This window comes from Nonomuraea sp. NEAU-A123 (assembly GCF_018603905.1).
GTDB lineage: Bacteria > Actinomycetota > Actinomycetes > Streptosporangiales > Streptosporangiaceae > Nonomuraea.
This window is the reverse complement of record NZ_JAHFZZ010000016.1, coordinates 156373-173735: the sequence shown is the minus strand read 5'-3', so window position 1 is coordinate 173735 and position 17363 is coordinate 156373. Positions and strand designations below refer to the sequence as shown.

Annotated in this window: 12 protein-coding genes; 7 read left to right on the top strand and 5 right to left on the bottom strand. The window is 71.0% G+C overall.

Translation table 11 applies throughout. The features are described 5' to 3' along the window. Position 1: 1 nt before the first annotated feature. Positions 2-3601 carry a glycosylhydrolase-like jelly roll fold domain-containing protein gene (locus tag KLK06_RS39825; RefSeq protein WP_214640845.1) on the bottom strand — a complete coding sequence of 1200 codons (3600 nt, stop codon included), beginning with the start codon at positions 3599-3601 and terminating at the stop codon, positions 2-4. Further along, positions 3598-4413, bottom strand: coding sequence for a DeoR/GlpR family DNA-binding transcription regulator (locus KLK06_RS39820; RefSeq protein WP_214640844.1), 816 nt, complete (start codon positions 4411-4413; stop codon positions 3598-3600). The genes KLK06_RS39825 and KLK06_RS39820 overlap by 4 nt, the downstream gene beginning before the upstream one ends. A gap of 325 nt (positions 4414-4738) precedes the next feature. Here KLK06_RS39820 and KLK06_RS39815 point away from each other — a divergent pair, with 325 nt between their 5' ends. Next, the gene (locus KLK06_RS39815; RefSeq protein WP_250906715.1) at positions 4739-6649 is read left to right on the top strand and encodes an APC family permease; all 1911 of its coding nucleotides are present in this window, start codon (positions 4739-4741) and stop codon (positions 6647-6649) included. A 9-nt stretch (positions 6650-6658) separates the two neighbouring features. Here KLK06_RS39815 and KLK06_RS39810 read toward each other — a convergent pair whose 3' ends face one another. Next, positions 6659-7099: a TetR-like C-terminal domain-containing protein gene (locus KLK06_RS39810; protein ID WP_214640843.1), complete on the bottom strand. Its 441-nt coding sequence runs from the start codon at positions 7097-7099 to the stop codon at positions 6659-6661. On the opposite strand from KLK06_RS39810, the gene KLK06_RS39805 reads away from it, so the two are divergent. Together KLK06_RS39805 and KLK06_RS60485 are read left to right on the top strand one after the other, a co-directional pair. Then, entirely contained in the window at positions 7098-7238 is a 141-nt protein-coding gene (locus tag KLK06_RS39805; RefSeq protein ID WP_214640842.1) for a hypothetical protein, read from the top strand. The two genes, KLK06_RS39810 and KLK06_RS39805, sit on opposite strands and share 2 nt — an antisense overlap. Before the next feature lie 83 nt (positions 7239-7321). Next, positions 7322-9142, top strand: a complete 1821-nt coding sequence (locus tag KLK06_RS60485; RefSeq protein WP_250906714.1) for a serine/threonine-protein kinase — start codon at positions 7322-7324, stop codon at positions 9140-9142. Here KLK06_RS60485 and KLK06_RS39795 read toward each other — a convergent pair. After that, positions 9123-10391 carry an MFS transporter gene (locus tag KLK06_RS39795; protein WP_214640841.1) on the bottom strand — a complete coding sequence of 423 codons (1269 nt, stop codon included), beginning with the start codon at positions 10389-10391 and terminating at the stop codon, positions 9123-9125. The two genes, KLK06_RS60485 and KLK06_RS39795, sit on opposite strands and share 20 nt — an antisense overlap. A 91-nt stretch (positions 10392-10482) precedes the next feature. Between KLK06_RS39795 and KLK06_RS39790 the strand changes: the two genes are divergently transcribed. The 3 genes from KLK06_RS39790 (at position 10483) to KLK06_RS39780 (ending at position 14385) form a co-directional block, all read left to right on the top strand. Continuing rightward, complete coding sequence (locus tag KLK06_RS39790; RefSeq protein ID WP_214640840.1) at positions 10483-11784, top strand: AlkA N-terminal domain-containing protein; 1302 nt, start codon at positions 10483-10485, stop codon at positions 11782-11784. 43 nt (positions 11785-11827) lie between these two features. Continuing rightward, a complete protein-coding gene (locus tag KLK06_RS39785) occupies positions 11828-13027 on the top strand; it encodes an ATP-binding protein (protein WP_308168664.1) in 1200 nt (399 codons plus the stop codon). Between the two features lie 101 nt (positions 13028-13128). Beyond that, positions 13129-14385, top strand: a complete 1257-nt coding sequence (locus KLK06_RS39780; RefSeq protein ID WP_214640839.1) for a C39 family peptidase — start codon at positions 13129-13131, stop codon at positions 14383-14385. 15 nt (positions 14386-14400) lie between these two features. Here the strand turns inward: KLK06_RS39780 and KLK06_RS39775 are convergent, their stop codons facing one another. Beyond that, a complete protein-coding gene (locus KLK06_RS39775) occupies positions 14401-15411 on the bottom strand; it encodes a nitronate monooxygenase family protein (RefSeq protein WP_214640838.1) in 1011 nt (336 codons plus the stop codon). Positions 15412-15602: 191 nt separating this feature from the next. On the opposite strand from KLK06_RS39775, the gene KLK06_RS39770 reads away from it, so the two are divergent. Then, positions 15603-17315, top strand: coding sequence for a CBM35 domain-containing protein (locus KLK06_RS39770; RefSeq protein WP_214640837.1), 1713 nt, complete (start codon positions 15603-15605; stop codon positions 17313-17315). Positions 17316-17363 lie beyond the last annotated feature (48 nt).

Sequence of the window (17363 nt, the reverse complement as noted above, 5' to 3'; positions counted from 1 at the left end):
CCTAGCCGAGCAGCAGGCGTGCCGGACCGTACAGGCCGCTCACCCGCTGTCCCGGGAAGACGAAGTGCGTGGGGCTGACCGCGTCGAGATGCGGCGCGAGTGTGCCGTACACCTCGACCTCGACCGTGTTCTCACCGGCCCGCAGCGCCGCGCCGACGTCGAACCGGTACGGCGAGCACACCCTGATCCCGCACGAGCGGCCGTTGACCCGCACCTCCGCGGTGCCGCGCACCCGGCCGAGGTCCATGAGGCCGGTGTCCGGGCGCTCGTCGAGCCGCACGGTGCGGCGGTAGCGGACGCCGCCGCTGTACTCCGGCAGGCCGGCCCGCTCCCAGTCGCCCAGCTCGATCGGGCCGGGGCCGGTCTCGATCTCGATCGGTCCGGTGAGTATGGCGCCGCCGGTGTGCCCGGCCTCGGTCACCACACGCAGCAGGGCCTCGCGCGGCCCGGCCCGCCCGTCGAGGGACGCCCCCAGACAGCCGGCGCCCTCCGCCACCGTCTTCCCGTCGATCAGCAGCTCGGCCGTGCCGCGCAACGGCACCCGGAGGGCGGTCGCGCCCGCCGGGACCTCGAAGCGCAGCCACTCGACGCGCCCCGCCGTACCCTCCTCGGCCATCACGACCGGCAGCACGATCGGCGACGCGGAGTTGTCCGGGTCGTCCCCTGACAGCCAGGCGGTGCCGGGGAGCGGGTGCGGGCGGCGCGGCAGGTGCAGGGCGGCGGGGTCGTGGTACTGCGTCCTGCGGGTCTCGGCCTGGGCGCGCTCGCCGTCGTGCACCGCCCACCAGCCGGGCCCGGAGGTGACGCAGCCGTCGACCAGGACCGGCTCGGCGCCGTCCCCCACACGGATGGTCACCTCGTTCGCGCCGGGCCGCAGGACGCCGGCCAGGTTGTAGCGGCGCACCCGGGGCTTGCGCTCGTCGGCGTACGGGTCGAACCCGCCCTGCCGGCCCATCTCCACCCCGTTGACCAGCACCTGGCAGGCCGTCATCGAGGCCACCTGGAGCACCGTGCCCTTCGGCGTGAACACGGCGGTCAGCTCGGCCGGCCCCGCTGGACCGGTGATCCACTCCGGGCGCAGGTAGTGCTCGGGGCTGGTCACGACGGCGACGTGCGCGCGCAGCCACCCGTCGTCCTCGGGCACCAGCCGGACCTCCAGCAGGTGGCTGCCGGGCGAGAGCGGCCGGCGGGCGAGTGCCAGGTAGCCCCTGTCGTCCAGCTCGACGTCACGGTCGTCGATCCGCACCGCCTTGGCGGCCGCGGCGCCGATGGCGAGGAACCCGTGCTCCGGCACGGTCAGCTCGGTTCTGAACCAGGCGCTCTTCCCCATGGCCACCTCGCCGAAGTCCAGGAACTCCTCCGGCACGTGCCCCTTGGGCCCGAGGGTGCGGCGGTGGATGGGGTCCTTCCTGATGCCGCGCGAGGTCGAGAACACCACGGGCCGCCACTCGCCACCGTCGATCCGCGAGCTGCCGTGCGACCCGTACGTCGCGTACGCGGGCTGCCACCTCAACCCGTCCACGCGGTGCTCGACCTCCCAGCGGTGCAGGACCGGCCCGGAGTGGCCGAGGTCGCCCCAGGTGTCGTCCAGAGTGGGTACGAGCTCCATCTCCCAGCCGGTGCCGAGATCGAGCTCCCGCGTCGGGGGCGCGGCCGGTTCGGGCGTCGCCACCTGCTCGCCGGTGAAGACGAGCAGCGCGGCGGGACCGGCGTCGAACGGCACGACGACCTCGGTGTGCTCGCCCTCCACCGTGTACGGCAACGCGCGCACGCCACCCCCGAACGGGTCCACCAGCAGCGGCGTCCCCGAGACGCCGCGCACCCGCACCGGCATCTCGGCGGCGTACCGGCCGGCGTCGAAGTCGATGGTGGCCGAGTCCCAGCCCTGGTCGGCGCCGCGGTCGTCGGGCCGTTCGACCGACACCCGGCTCGCCATGGGGAAGGTGGCCTGGAGGTAGACGATGGTGGTCCCGTCGAACTCCCGTACCAGCGGGGGGACCGGCGCCTCGACCCGGCGCAGCGGCGACAGCAGCGGGCCGAGGTCGGCCGTCGTCGCGGCGAAGCGGACGCGCGAACGCAGCGGGCCGTCGGGGCGCGCGCCGACGGCGACGACCAGCCCGCCCTTGTCGACGAACGCCACGAGCGCCGCTTCCGTGGCCGGATCGAGCGTGACGCACGCGGGCAGCACGATCACGGCATAGGACTCGTCCGCGACCTCCAGCCGGGTCCCACCCGTGCCAGGCCTGACGGTGGCTCGCTGGAGCGAGTCGTCGTCGATCACGTCGGCGTCCAGGCCGAGCCGGTCCAGGACGCCGGGCACCATCCGGAACCACGCCATCTCGCCCACGATCTCGCGGTAGACCTCCTGCGCCCGCGCGGCCTCCGCCGCCACCCCGTCGAGCCGGGTGCTCGCCTGGGCGGTCGCGGTGGGCATGAGGACCGCCAGGTCACAGGCGTGCCGGCCCAGCGAAAGGATCGCGCACAGCCGGGTGACGGCGTCGGCGAAGACGCGGTGGTGCCGCCAGTACGGCTGGCGCCAGTCCGTGGACGGCGGCGCCCACTCCCACCACCCGGCCTTGGTCGTGTAGTAGACGGCGTGCGGGTTGTAGAGCGTGGCTCCGGCCCGCAGCCAGGGGAGCAGCCAGTCGAAGGTCTCCTCCAGCGTGCCGCCCCAGCCGCTGGAGTGGAACGCCTCGATCCAGGTGCGCGGCCGGTCGTACAGGTGGGCCAGCGAGGAGTGCACCCGCGCGTCACCGTGGTGGTCGGAGCCCGGTGCGCTGAACCAGCGGTGGGTGCGCGGGTAGTCGGCGTACAACTGGACGCCCTCCACCGGGTACCCGCCGCGGGCGGGATCCTGCTGGTCGCAGCCGCTCAGCAGGCCGTGGCGGTCGTGCCAGGCGGCGAGCGGGCGGAAGAACGCCTCCTCCGCCAGCTCGGCCCGGGTGCGCTGGTAGTCACGGCGGACCTCGCCCGCGCCCGGACCGTCCGCCCACAGCAGCGGCAGGTGGGGGGTGAGATCGTAGCCCCGGCGCTTCTCGAACTCCACGGCGAAGGTGTCGGACCAGGTGGGGAGCGAGGGCAGCTCGTCCTGGAAGGAACCGGCGATGACCCCGCCCAGCCGGTGCCCCACCCGGCGCTCGAACTCGCCGTGCACCCGGTCGATCAGCGTCGCGCACGCCTCGGCGGACAGGTAGTCGAAGCCGCGGGTGGTCACCGAGCCGTCAGGAGACAGCCACCGGCCGGCGAAGCGGGGCTCCTCGCTGACCAGCCGGGCCTGGAGGTCGGCGCCCGAGAAGCCAAGCTGGTCGTAGAACCACAGGGAGATCCCCAGCTCCTCGGCGTCGGCGCACACCTGCTCCAGCAGGGTCCACCACTCCTCGGAGAAGAACGGCGGGTCGTCGGCGTCCGAGCCGAACATCGGTCCCGACGGCGCCAGGTTGAGTATCACGAGGTTCCACACGCCGCCCTCGGCGAACCGCTCCAGTTGCCAGCGCAGCCGGTCGTGTCTCAACCGCTCGCCGCTCCACCACCAGATGGCCGCGGGGGAGTACGCCCGGGGCGGGTGACGCAGGATGTCGGCAAGCTCGGCCGGCAGGGTCATGGCAGCTCCAAAGGGGAGGTGGCCACGGCCACCACGTCGTAGGACAGGTTCAGCTCGTCGAGGTCGGACAGCGCCTCCGGCCGGGCCCCGCCGTCCACGATGACATGGTCGAACGTCCGGAGGTTCGTGACCCGGTACAGCGCGGTTCTGGCCAGTTTGGTGTGGTCGATCAGCAGCACGCTGCGGGTCGCGGAGGCGAGCATCGCCCGTTTCACCGGCACGATGTGCTGCTCCTGGTGGTAGGCGTACTCGCCGGTCACCGCCGAGGTGGAGACGAAGCACAGGTCCGCCTGCAGGGCCGCGACCGCGTCGGTGCAGGAGACGCCGAGGAAGGAGTTGTGCAGCACGTCGTAGTCGCCGCCCAGCGCGATCAGCCGGATGCCGGACATGCCGGCGACCAGCTCGATCGTCGTCAGGAAGTTGGTGACGACGGTCAGCGGCGCCAGCGGCTCCAGCTTCCTGGCCAGCGCCAGGCTGGTGGTGGAGTCGTCGAGTATGACGGCCATGCCGGGCTCGACCAGCTCCACCGCCCTGGCGGCGATCGCGTCCTTCTCCCTGCGCATCGACTTCTCGCGGAAGGCGACGTTGCTCTCGAAGACGCTGGACGGCTGCGCCGTGACGCCGCCGCGCAGCTTGCGTACGATCCCCTGGCGTTCCAGCTCGTTGAGATCGCGGTGGATCGTCATCACGCTGACCTGGAACAGTTCGGCCAGCTCGGCGGCCGCGAGCTCGCCCTTGGCGTGGATCCGCTCCGCGATGGCCTGCTGCCGCCGCGCGGGTCCCTGCCGGGGCTCCTTGTCGTCGGTCATCATGGCGTCTCCGGAGGGGGTTTCCGCGAAGCGGAGGGCATAACGCGACCTAACATTGACATGTGATTCTCACGCTGTCCAGCGTTACAAGGAGCCTTATCTCGTAACATCCCGCTGGGGCCGAGGGGCGGCCATAGGGGTGAAGTGCCAGCTCATGCGGGGCGGAGTGGCTCGGTGGGCGGAGCGTCGCGGCGGCTGTTATTTTCACATTCGGCTTGATAGGTTTCCGGCCGCGATATATACGTTTTCTTGACGCCCTCACCAGGCAAAACACCCATCTCTCCTCACTAGTGTGCCTAGTGCGCGATGTTGATGGAGGGTGGCCGGGATGGTGCTGGCGAAACGGCCGGTCGCTACCGAGGGGACGCTGCGGTCGTGGCTCCTGGAAGGGCTGCAGACCGACCGCACGCAGATCGAGCACGGCCCGCACGTGAAGCACTCGTGGTGGCGGGTGATGTGCCTGACCGGTGTGGACTACTTCTCCACGCTGGGCTACCAGCCGGGCATCGCCGCGCTGGCGGCCGGGCTGCTGTCGCCGCTGGCCACGCTGTTCCTGGTGGCCCTGACGTTGTTCGGCGTGCTGCCGGTCTATCGGCGGGTGGCCGAGGAGAGCCCGTACGGGCAGGGCTCGATCGCGATGCTGGAGAAGCTGGCGCCGCAGTGGTGGGGCAAGTTCTTCGTGCTGGCCCTGCTCGGGTTCGCGGCCACCGACTTCGTGATCACGATGACGCTGTCGGCCGCCGACGCGACCGCGCACCTGCTGGAGAACCCGTTCGTGCCCGACTTCCTGGCCGGACAGCGGGTGATCGTCACGCTGGTGCTGCTGGCGCTGCTCGGCGGGGTGTTCCTGATGGGGTTCAGCGAGGCGATCGGCATCGCCGTCCTGCTCGTCTTCGTCTATCTCGGGCTGAACGCGGTGGTGGTGAGCACCGCGATCGCGCACGTGCTGGAGGCGCCAGGGGTGGTCGTGGACTGGAAGCAGGCCCTGAGCACGAGTTACCGCAGCCCGCTGGCGATGATCGGGTTGTCGCTGCTGGTGATGCCCAAGCTCGCGCTGGGCATGTCCGGGTTCGAGACCGGCGTGGCGGTGATGCCGGTGGTCAAGGGTGACATCCCGCGGCGGATCGCGGGGACCAGGCGGCTGCTGACGGTCGCGGCGCTGATCATGAGCGTGTTCCTGATCTTCTCCAGCTTCGTGACCACCGTGCTCATCCCGCACCAGGAGTTCGGGGAGGGGGGCAAGGCCAACGGGCGCGCGCTCGCTTACCTGGCCCACCAGTACTTGGGCAACTGGTTCGGCACCGTCTACGACGTCAGCACGATCGCGATCCTCTGGTTCGCCGGGGCCTCGGCGATGGCGGGCCTGATCAACCTGGTGCCGCGATACCTGCCCCGGTACGGCATGGCGCCGGAGTGGACCGGGGCCGTGCGGCCACTCGTGCTGGGCTTCTCCGCCATCGGGTTCGCCATCACGATCATCTTCCACGCCGACGTCGACGCCCAGGGCGGCGCGTACGCCACCGGGGTGCTGGTGCTCATGCTGTCGGCGGCGGTCGCGGTGACGCTGTCGGCGCGGACCAAGAGGCAGCACCGGGCGACGGCGGGGTTCGGCGTCATCGCGGCCGTGCTGGCCTACACGCTGGTCGACAACGTCTTCGAGCGGCCGGACGGCGTGAAGATCGCCTCGTTCTTCATCGCCGCCATCATCGTCACGTCGCTGATCTCGCGGGCGACGCGCTCCACCGAGCTGCGGGTCACCCAGGTGCACCTGGACCCGCTGGCGGAGGAGTTCGTCAATGACGCGTGCGGTGAGATCCACGTGATCGCGAACGAGCCGCACCAGCGTGACCAGAACGAGTACAACGACAAGCTGCGCGAGACGTGGATCAACCACCGGCTGCGCAGCTCCGAGCCGGTCCTGTTCGTCGAGGTGTCGGTGCCGGACGCGTCGGAGTTCGAGACCGAGCTGCGGGTCAAGGGCGAGGAGCGGTACGGCCACCAGATCCTCACCATCGAGAGCTCGGCCGTGGCCAACGCGCTGGCCGCCCTCCTGATCTACCTGCGTGACCGCACCGGCGGCGCTCCGCACATCTACTTCCACTGGGCCGAGGGCAACCCGATCGTGGCGATGCTGCGGTACCTGGTCTTCGGCGGTGGCGACGTACCGGCGCTGACTCGCGAGGTCCTCCGCAAGGCCGAGCCGGACCTCGAACGCAGACCGCACGTCCACGTCGGCTGAGGGCCCGCACTACGCCTTGGGCTCAGGGGCGAACGCCCTGAGGGTGAGCGCCACCAGGGCGTCGGCGTAGTCAGGCGTGAGCGGCCCGGAGCGGTGCAGCCAGCGCTGGTAAAGGGGGGCGTACAGCAGTTCGAGCGCGAGGTCGAGGTCGGCGTCCGCGGCGAACTGACCCGCCCGCTGCGCGCTCCGCAGCCGGGCCTTCTTGGCCTCGTCCACGGGGCCGGCCAGCTTCTCGCGGTATTGGGCGGCGAGCTCCGGATCGTTGATGATCTCCGAGTTGAGCGCCCGGATCGGCGCCTCGAAGCCGGGGTCGGCGAACTCGGCGACGGTCGCGCGCATGACGGTCTTGAGGTCGGCTTCGATGTCGCCCGTGTCGGGTAGCGCGAGACCTTCGGCCCCCTCGCTGAGCGCCAGGAACGAGTCGAAGATCACGGCCGCACCCGTCATCATGGAGCTGGTCGACCTTCCGGACCCGCCGCTGCGGCTGATCGTCGGCGGCCACTCGTACGACCTCGTCCAGCAGATGGAGCAGGCCCGGACAGAGGAGTACCGCGCCTGGGAGCACCTCAGCCGCAAGGCGCCGGGTTGAGCGGCCCATACGCCTGTTAGCAGGAAAAATCTGTATATGAGACGGTCCATCCTGGGCGAGGCCGACAGCGTACGCTGCTCTGCATGCGCAGACGGGTGATCGACGACCGATTCGAGCTGGTGGAACGGCTCGGCGGCGGCGGTATGGGCCTCGTCTGGCGGGCCTGGGACGTGGCCCTGCACCGGGAGGTCGCGCTCAAGGAGGTACGGCCGCCCGACCCCGACATGGACGAGCGCGACCCCGAGGCCGCCCGCGAGCTGCGGGCCAGGGTGCTCCGCGAGGCCCGCGCCCTGGCCCGGCTGAACCACCCGCACGTCGTGACCATCCACCACATCGTGGATAACGGCGACAGCGGCTACCCGTGGCTCGTCATGGAGCTGGTCTCCGGCGGCTCTCTTCAGGAGCGCCTCGAACGCGGCCCGATGACGCCGCAGGAGACCGCGCGTCTCGGCCGCGAGATCCTGTCCGCGCTGCGGGCCGCGCACGCGGTCGGCATCCAGCACCGCGACGTCAAACCCGCCAACGTCCTGCTGCGGCCGGACGGACGGTCGGTGCTCACCGACTTCGGCATCGCCGCGGTCCGCGAGTCCACCAGCCTGACGGCGACCGGCTCGTTCATCGGCTCGCCCGAGTACATCGCGCCGGAACGCATCAACGGCTACGAGGGCGACCCGGCCTCGGACCTGTGGTCGCTGGGGATGCTGCTGTACGTCGCGGTCGAAGGCCGCCATCCGCTGCGCAGGGCCACCACGCTCGCGACGCTGGCCGCGGTGCTCAACCAGGACGTGCCGCCGCCGCAGCGGGCGGGAGCGCTCGGTCCCGTGCTCGGCTACGTGCTCACGCGCGACCTGGCCGCCCGGCCGGACGGCGAGACGTTTGACCGCATGCTCGCCTCGGTGACCGACGCCCCCGCGTCGATGCCCCCGCCGCCGGGCTGGGCCCCGGGCCCGCCACTCGCGCAGCCGAACAGCGGCCAGCCGTTCTCGCAGCCGAACACCGGGCCGTCCTTTCCGCACGCGCCCACTGGCCCGTCGTTCCCGCACGCGCCCACCGGCCCGTCTTTCCAGCAGCCGCCCACGGGCCCGCGGTTCCCGCAACCGGCCATGGGCTCGCAGCCGGGTATGGGTCCGCAGCCGGGCATGGGCCCGTACTCGGCCATGGGCCCGCAGTTGGGCACCGGTCCGCAGTACCCCCAGCAGAACACCAGCCCGCCACTCCCGCGCCCGGTCACCGGAACCACGCGCCGTCGCCGGCGGCGCGGCGCGCACCCGGCCGTGGTCGCGGTGTCCGCCGCCGTGGTCGTGGTGGTCGGCGTGCTGGTGTGGACGTTCTTGCCCGCGCTGAACGGCGACGCCGCTGACGATCCGCAGTCACAGAAGTCCGGGCAGCCGACCAGCTCCGCCACCAGATCCACCCCCAAATCCACGAAGAAGAGCACAAGCGAGCCCACCGAGGCCGCCGACCCGGGCAACCTGCTGACCCCGGCGGGGATGCGGACCATCATCTCCAAGCTGAAGCCGGTGATGGGCGGCACCAAGGTCGTCCGGCTGGTGGTCTACCCGGAGTACGCGAGCGCTCAGGCGCCGGTCAAGGGCGAGAAGGGCATCTACGACAACTTCACCTACCGCGACGGCGAAGCCGCTCGCCAGGGCCCTGGCAGCACCATGACCACGACCCCGGTGGATCTGGCCAAGTTCAACTGGGACGCCCTCCCCGCCCTGTTGCGCAAGGCGGACAAGGATCTGGGCGTACGCAAGCCCACCACCCATTACCTGGTCGTGGACCCCTCCTTCGACTTCGTGGGCGGCCACGACACGGTGCTCGTCTACGTGGGCGACGAATACCGTTCGGGCTACCTGGTAGCCGACGTCAACGGCAAGGTGGTCAAGACCAATCCGGCGTGACCGGCATCTCCCGCTGCCCCCGCAGCGGTGAGAACACCAGCCAGAGCACCGCCAGCCAGGAGCAGCTCACCGCGACCGCCAGGGTCACGCGGGCGCCGAGCCACGCGCCGAGGATCCCGGCCAGCAGACCGCCGATCGGCATCGCGCCGCGGATCATCCACCGGATGCTCGCGTTCATCCGCCCGAGCAGCTCGGGCGGGCAGATCGACTGCCGGAAGGCGATCTGCAGCACGTTGTACGCGACAGTGGACAGCCGCGAGGCGAACAGCCCCGCCGCGACGGCCAGCACTCCCCAGCCGGGCCCGCCCATCGGGACGAGCAGCGCGAACCCCCCGAGGTACAGCTTCCCCGCCCATAACGCCCGAGCCGCGCCCACCCAGCGCGCGAACGACGTGGCGAGCACGCCGCCCACGATCCCGCCGGCACTGCCCAGCCCCAGCACCAGCCCGAGCGTGGCGGGGTCGGTGCCGAGATCGCCGAGCAGGAAGACGACGACGAGTGTGGTGACCATGGCGTCGCAGAGGTTGGAGATCGCGCTGCACGCCACGACGCGCCGCAGCACCGGGTGCCGCAGGACGAAGGTGATTCCCTCGGCCGCCTCCCTGCGCATGCTCCGGTCCCCGTGGTCGGCGGGCCGCGGTTCGGGACTGCGGATCAGCAGCAGGGTCACGATGCCGATCACGTACGACAGGCAGTCCACGACCATCACCCGTGCCGCGCTGTTCAGCAGCGCCATCAGGCCGCCGGCCAGGGAGGGGCCGCCGGCGACGGCCACCGCGTTGGTCGTGGCGATCTTGCCGTTGCCCTCGATGAGCCGCCGCCGCGACATCAGGACCGGCAGGTAGCTCTGGCCGGCGATCTCGAACACGACATTGATCGACCCCACGAGGAAGGCCACCGCGAACAGGTGAATGATCGTCAGCTTGCCCAGCGCCGCCGCGACGGGGACCGAGGCCACCACCACGCCTCGTGCCACGCCGCAGCCGATCATCAGGGGGCGCTTGGTGACGCGGTCGACGATCATGCCGGCGGGCAGTGTCATGACCAGCCAGGCGGCTGTGCTGCAGGCGGTCAGCACCCCCACCTGGAAGGTCGAGGCGCGGAGCATGGTGATGGCCGCGAGCGGCACCGCCAGCGTCGTGACCGCGGCGCCCAGATCGCTGATGCTCTGCCCGGTCCAGAAGAGCATGAAGTCGCGATTTCTCAGGAGGGTGCCGCCCGGTTCGGGCGTCTGCCGGTTGAGGGTCACGGCTTTGACCGTACGGAAAGCGGTCTCCAAGATTCGGCCATATGTCCGGATTCGACGGCAGTCGCGCGGGCGATGGCGTACATGTAGGGCCATGACCACGTACTCCGCCGTCGTCACCACCGGCATCTACTGCCGGCCCGGGTGCGGCGCGAAGCCGCTGGCCAAGAACAACCGGACCTTCGAGCTGGCCGCCGCCGCCGAGGCCGCCGGGTTCCGGGCCTGCCTGCGCTGCCGCCCCTACCGCGTGGCCGGGCCCATCGGCTCCGACGCGCCGGAGCTGGTGTGCCGGGCGTGGCAGTTGATCATCGACGGCGTGCTGGACCATGGCACGGAGGCGGCGCTGGCGGAGCGGGTCGGCCTGTCGCCCCGGCATCTGCGCCGGCTGTTCGTCAAGCACCTGGGTGCCAGCCCGGACCAACTGGCCAGGTCGCGGCGGGCGCACTTCGCCCGCCGGCTGCTCGACGACACCGACCTCACGGCCCTCGACATCGCCTTCGCGTCGGGATTCGGGAGCCTGCGGCAGTTCAACCGGATCATGCGGGAGGTGTTCCGCGCGTCGCCGACCGAGCTACGCGCGCGTCGGCGCCGCGCCGACCGGCTCGTCGCCGACGGCGGGCTCGCGCTGCGGCTGCCGGTCCTGCCGGGCTACGACTGGGACGCCGTACGGACCTTCCTCGCGGTACGGGCCACGCCTGGAGTCGAGGCGATCGAGGGCGACACCTACCGGCGCACGGTCACCGTGGACGGCGCCCCCGGAGTCCTGGAGATCTCACCCCACGGCGAAGGGAACCTCCTGCTGCGCGCCCACCTGCCGTACTGGGAGGGCCTGATCCACGTGGTGGACCAGGTGGGGCGGCTGCTCGGCATCGACACCGACCACTCCGCCGGGATCGCCGCCCTCTCCGCCGATCCGCTGCTCGGCCCGCTGGTACGCAAGCGTCCCGGGCTGGTCGTGCCGGGCGTGTGGAGCCCGTACGAGCTCGGCGTACGGGCGCTGCTTGACCACGCTCCCGGGGGAGCGGCCCGCTGGATGGCGGCGATCGTGACAGGGCTGGGCACACCCGTGGCCGGGCTGCCCGGCGGCCTGACCCATACCTTCCCTGCCCTGGAGGCGATGACCCTGGCCGCCCTCACCGCGCTCGGCCTGCCCGAGGCGGACGCGACCGCGATCGCCGAGCTGGGACCCATCGGTTACGGCACGGACGTGGACGACCAGGTCGGGTTCCGGCTCGGGCGGCGCGAGGCGTTCCCGGCGGCCGACCCGTCGCTCGGCGCGGCGCTCGCGGACCTCGGTCTCCACCCGTCGGACGCCGGGCAGTGGCGGCCGTGGTCGGCCCTGGCGGCGGTCCACCTGATGGCCCACGGCGACAGCCTCCCCCTTACCCGCACCTAACACCTGATCGGCCATGCTCGACGGGACCGGAAGGGGTCTTGTCGTGAAAGAGCGGGCCTGGGGCCGGGTACTCCCGTGGAACCGGCTGGGGCTCCGGATGCGGCTCACGCTCCTGTACGGCTGCTCGTTCTTCGTCGCCGGCTCGCTGCTGCTCTGGTCGACGTACCTGATCACCGGGCAGGCGCTGGACCAGCAGTTCTCCCCGGGACCCAGGATGATCAGCGGCGAGAGAGCCGAGGGTGTGCCGGGGGACGCGGTCAAGGGCGAGGTGTTCCTCGAGCGGGTCAACGTCAAGGCGCGGGCGGACGGCGTGCTCGACGAGATGCTGCGGTCCTCGCTCGTCATCATGATCCTGATCGGGATCATCGCGTTCGTGCTCGGTTACTTGATGGCCGATCGGGCGTTGCGGCCGTTGGATCGGGTGACCGAGACGGCGCGGCGGTTGTCGGAGAGCACGTTGCATGAGCGGATCGGGTTGCGGGGTCCGCATGATGAGGTCAAGCGGCTGGCCGATACGTTCGACGCGATGCTGGATCGGTTGCATCGGGTGTTCGAGGCGCAGCGCAGGTTCATCGGCAATGCCTCGCATGAGTTGCGGACGCCGTTGGCGATCAACCGGACGATTCTGGAGGTGTCGCTGGAGGAGCCGGCTGCGTCGCCGGATCTCAAGGCGCTGGCCCGGGCGCTGCTGGGCACCAACGCCCGTTACGAGCGGTTGATCGAGGGCCTGCTGCTGCTCGCGCAGTCGGAGCAGGAGCTCGCCATCCGCAAGAGCATCGACCTGCGCCAGGTGGTCCGGGCCGTGGAGGAGCAGCTCGACCTGCAACCCCGCAAGCGGCCGGTCACCCTCCACCAGGACCTGCGCGCCGCTCTCGCGACGGGTGACCCGCTCCTGCTGGAGCGGTGCGTGTACAACCTGCTGGAGAACGCGATCAAGTACAACGTCCGCGACGGTGACGTGTGGCTGCGCCTGCGTGAGGAGGGTGACGAGGCGGTCGTCGTGGTGGAGAACACCGGGACGCCTGTCCCGCCGTACGAGGTGGACGACCTGTTCGAGCCGTTCCGCCGGCTGCAGGGCGACCGGATCCGGTCGGCTCGCGGCGCGGGGCTGGGACTGTCGATCGTCCGGGCCATCGTCGACGCGCACGGTGGCACGGTCACCGCCGAGGCGCGGCCGGAGGGCGGTCTGACCGTCACCATGCGGCTGCCCCGGCTGGAGCGCCGGGCCGCCCTGCGCGCCTGAGCCGAACCGGCGGGCGGCGCGTACGTAGATTTTCCGATGTGTGGAATGCACTCTATGTCTACTGTCTGCCGCATCGAGCGCCGTTCAAGCAAGGTGGGTTCATGCGCGCGCTGACCGTCTTACTCTCCACCGTCCTGGTTTCCGCGACCCTGGCCGCTCCCGCGCCCGGTCTCGCCGCCACGCGACCCGAGGCGGCCACGGTGAACGTCGTCTATCAACGAGCCGATTTCGCCTCCGGTACGGCTGAGGGGATGGCCTCCGGCGACGGCCTGTCGTTCGCCGCCGCGGTCGGCACCACCACCTATACCGACGCGCTCGGCACCAAGAGCTGGGAGTACGCCCGCTGGACCGGCCCGGAGCGGACGATCGACTTCGCCGCCACCCAGCTGATCGCGTCCTGGACCGCCGACGTCCCGGCGGGGAGCTGGCTGCAGGTCGAGGCCCGCGGCCGGCACGCGGCCGGGCTGACCAAGTGGTACGTGCTCGGCCGCTGGGCGTACGGGGAGGACGACATCCGCCGCACCTCGGTGCCCGGTCAGGCCGACGCCGACGGCAGCGTCTCCGTCGACACGTTCGTCGCGGCGACGGGCAAGCAGATCAACGCCTACCAGCTACGCCTCACCCTCTACCGGACGCCGGGCTCCGCCGTGACGCCGACCGTACGGACGCTGGGGGCGATGGCCTCGAACGTGCCCGAGCGCAAGACCGTGCCGGTCAGCCCGGGCGGCGGCGCGTGGGGCACCGAGCTGACCGTGCCGCGCCGCTCCCAGAACGTGCACGAAGGCCACTACCCGGAATGGGACGGTGGCGGTCAGGCCTGGTGCAGCCCGACCTCGACCACGATGGTCCTCGGCTACTGGGGCAAGTGGCCCAGCGCGCAGGACACCTCCTGGGTCGATCCGGCCGACCCCAACCCGGAGGTCGACTACGCCGCCCGCTACTCCTACGACCACGCCTACCAGGGCGCGGGCAACTGGCCGTTCAACACCGCCTACGCCGGACGCTACGGCCTGGACGGCTTCATCACCCGCCTGCGGTCGCTGACCGAGCTGGAGCGGCTGATCAGCGCCGGAATCCCGGTGATCACCTCGCAGTCCTTCAAGAAGGGCGAGCTGCCGGGCGCCGGATACGGCACCAACGGGCACATCATGGTGATCGTCGGCTTCACCGCCACCGGTGACGTGATCGCCAACGACCCCGCCTCCGCCTCCAACGACGTCGTACGGCACGTCTATCCGCGGGCCGACTTCGAGAACATCTGGCTCCGCAGCTCCAGCAGCGGCGGCATCGTGTACGTCATCCACCCGCCCGGCCACGCCCTGCCCGCGACCACGCCGGGACTGCCCGCCAACTGGTGACCACGGTTCGCCGGGTTATTCGCGGTAACGGGCGAGCGTGGCGCGGGCCTGCGCGGTGATCGTCTCGATCACCGTGGCCGCCGGTTCGATCGAGTCGACCAGGCCCACGCCCTGCCCCGCGAGCAGCGCCATCTCTTCCAGATCGCCGGTGGTCAGGCCGCGCATCGGCACCAGGGAGGAGAACCTGCGCATGTCCACCCGCTCCCCGTTGAGCGTCGTGTGCCCGATGACCTCCAGGCCCGAGGTGTCGCGCGGCACCTCGTCCGCCCGGTTGTGCCACTCGCGGACCACCCGGTTACGCAGCACCCGCATCGGGTTGAACTGGGGGATCTCCGGGCCGAACACCTGGGTGCGCGCGGTGTCGGTGCCCCGCGCCGCCACCAGCCGGCTCTTGTAGCCTTCGTGCGCCGCCGACTCGGCCGTGGCCGCCAGCCGCGTACCGATCCAGGCGCCGTCGGCCCCGAGCATGAGCGCGGCGGCCAGCCCCCGGCCGTCCGCGATCCCCCCGGAGGCCAGGACCAGCGCCGGGGCGACCGCGTCGACCACCAGCGGGACCAGCGCGAACGTCGGCAGCGTCGCGTAGTTGTGCCCGCCCGCCTCCAGCCCCTGCGCCACCACCACGTCCACGCCGTCGTCCACCGCCCACTTGGCGTCGTCCACCGACCCGACCTGCTCGAAGACCCGCACGCCCGCGCTGTGCAACTGGCGGACGAAGCTCGTCGGCGGATGCCCCCAGTGGAACGACGCCACCGCGACACCGGCCGCGCAGATCGCGTCGATCTGCTCGGGCTTGGCGAAGGGGGTGATGAGGTTGACGTTGAGCGGCCCGGTCGTGTCGGCTCGTACCGCGGCGATGGTCTCGACCATGGCGTCGGCCGGCATCAGTCCCACCCCGAGCGACCCCAGCGCCCCGGCATTGCTCACCGCGATCGCCAGCTCCGGCAGCCCTCCGACGAACGCCATGCCGGCCTGCGCGATCGGGGTGGTCAGACCGTACGCGTCGGTGAAGCGTGTCCGCAGTTCCATGTCTTAAAGGCGTTCCATCCCGTTCCACAGGGTTCGCCAAGAGAACACATCCGACCTATTGACTCGCCTGGCTGCCGGTGGTCATATCGAGAAATATTAGGAAAGTTTATTAACGAGCGCACGTCACAGGGAGCTGCGCCATGTCCAGAACGGTGCCTGTCTTAGCCATGTTAACCCTGCTGGCAACGATATTGATCGGAGGTATAGCGCAGGCCGCGCCCACCCGCTACGAGGCGGAAGCCGCCACGATCTCCAAGGGCGTCCTGGAGACCACGCACACGGGCTTCTCCGGCACCGGCTACGTCAACGGCGACAACGTCTCGGGCAGTTACCTGGAGTTCGCCGTCACCGCCCCATCGGCCGGTCCCGCGACCCTCGCCCTGCGCTACGCGAACGGCACCACCACCAACCGTCCCGCCACCATCACGGTCAACGGCACGGCCATCGCCACCGGCCAGGCGTTCAACGGCACGGGGAACTGGGACACCTGGGCCACCACCACCCTCACCGCGACGCTGCAGGCGGGCGCCAACTCGGTCAGGATCACCGCGACCACGGCCAACGGCAACCCCAACCTGGACTTCCTCGACGTCACTCCGTCCAGCACCCAGGACATCGCCTACCAGGCCGAAACGGCCCTACTCTCCCAGGCGGCGGTGGCGAGCAACCACACCGGCTTCACCGGCACCGGCTTCGTCGACTACGTCAACACGACGGGCGGCTACGTCGAGTGGACGGTGAACGCGCCCGAGGCGGCCAGGACGACCCTGACCCTGCGCTACGCCAACGGGACGACGGCCAACCGCCCCCTGGACATCTCGGTCAACGGGACCGTGGTCGCCGCGGGCCAGGCGTTCAACCCCACGGCGAACTGGGACACCTGGGCGGACCTCGCCATCACCGCTTCGCTGAACGCCGGGACGAACACGGTCAGGGCGACCGCCACGGGCGCCGCCGGCGGGCCCAACCTCGACAAGCTCACCGTCTCCGGGCCCATCGACTCCCACCCGCCCACGGCACCCGGTCAGCCGAGCCAGACGGACATCACCTCGGCGAGCGTCACGGTGACCTGGGCCGCCTCGGCCGATGACGTGGGCGTCGCCTTCTACGACCTGTTCGGCGACGGGCGGGCGTGCGGCACCGTCTCGGGACAGACCACCACGGGCACCTGTACGGGCCTGAGCGCCGATGCCGACCACGTCATCCACGTCGTCGCGCGGGACGCGGCCGGCAACCTCTCGCCGCCGAGCCCCGATCTCACCGTGCACACCGCCGTCGCGCAGAACCCGTACGGCGACCCCTATCTGGTCTCCATGTTCGACGGCACCACGCTGGACGGCTGGACCCCGCACGCGGCGGCCGGCTGGACCGTGAAGAGCGGCGCCATCCACGGCACCGGTACGGCAGGCAGGGGCTGGATCTACTACAACAAGCAGCAGACCGGCACCTTCCGCTGGATCTTCAACGTCCGGCAGGTGTCGGGCGACCACGCGCCGACCGTGCTGATCTGGGGCACCACCACGCCGATCAGGGACGCCCTCAGCGCCATCCAGTTCCAGCCGCCCAACGGCGGCCACTGGGACTACCGCCCCGGCCACAACAACGGCGGCGGCAGCCTGTTCACCCAGTTCCCGCACACCAAGTGGGACATCCACAACTGGAGCCAGTGCGAGCTCGTGGCCAACCAGAGCACCGGCCAGGCCAGGATGGCCTGCTGCCCGCTCACCGCGAGCGCGCCCACGTGTACGGCGGTCGAGGTGCTGGCGTTCAAGGACACCACCGCCGGGCAGGTCGGCCCGCTGGCCATCCAGATCCACAACAGCGGCATCCAGGACGAGTACCGCGGCCTCTACCTGGAGTCGCCGGTGGTGGTGAACCCGGACGGCTTCATCACGACGGGCTAGCACCGTGGCGTTCCCGGCTGCCCGATGATCTCGGGCAGCCGGGGCTGC

Excerpts from the sequence above, each read along its gene's own strand:
- KLK06_RS39825 (WP_214640845.1), bottom strand. The coding sequence starts at position 3,601 with ATGACCCTGCCGGCCGAGCTTGCCGACATCCTGCGTCACCCGCCCCGG.
- KLK06_RS39820 (WP_214640844.1), bottom strand. The coding sequence starts at position 4,413 with ATGATGACCGACGACAAGGAGCCCCGGCAGGGACCCGCGCGGCGGCAG.
- KLK06_RS39815 (WP_250906715.1), top strand. The coding sequence starts at position 4,739 with ATGGTGCTGGCGAAACGGCCGGTCGCTACCGAGGGGACGCTGCGGTCG.
- KLK06_RS39805 (WP_214640842.1), top strand. The coding sequence starts at position 7,098 with ATGGAGCTGGTCGACCTTCCGGACCCGCCGCTGCGGCTGATCGTCGGC.
- KLK06_RS39810 (WP_214640843.1), bottom strand. The coding sequence starts at position 7,099 with ATGATGACGGGTGCGGCCGTGATCTTCGACTCGTTCCTGGCGCTCAGC.
- KLK06_RS60485 (WP_250906714.1), top strand. The coding sequence starts at position 7,322 with ATGCGCAGACGGGTGATCGACGACCGATTCGAGCTGGTGGAACGGCTC.
- KLK06_RS39790 (WP_214640840.1), top strand. The coding sequence starts at position 10,483 with ATGACCACGTACTCCGCCGTCGTCACCACCGGCATCTACTGCCGGCCC.
- KLK06_RS39780 (WP_214640839.1), top strand. The coding sequence starts at position 13,129 with ATGCGCGCGCTGACCGTCTTACTCTCCACCGTCCTGGTTTCCGCGACC.
- KLK06_RS39775 (WP_214640838.1), bottom strand. The coding sequence starts at position 15,411 with ATGGAACTGCGGACACGCTTCACCGACGCGTACGGTCTGACCACCCCG.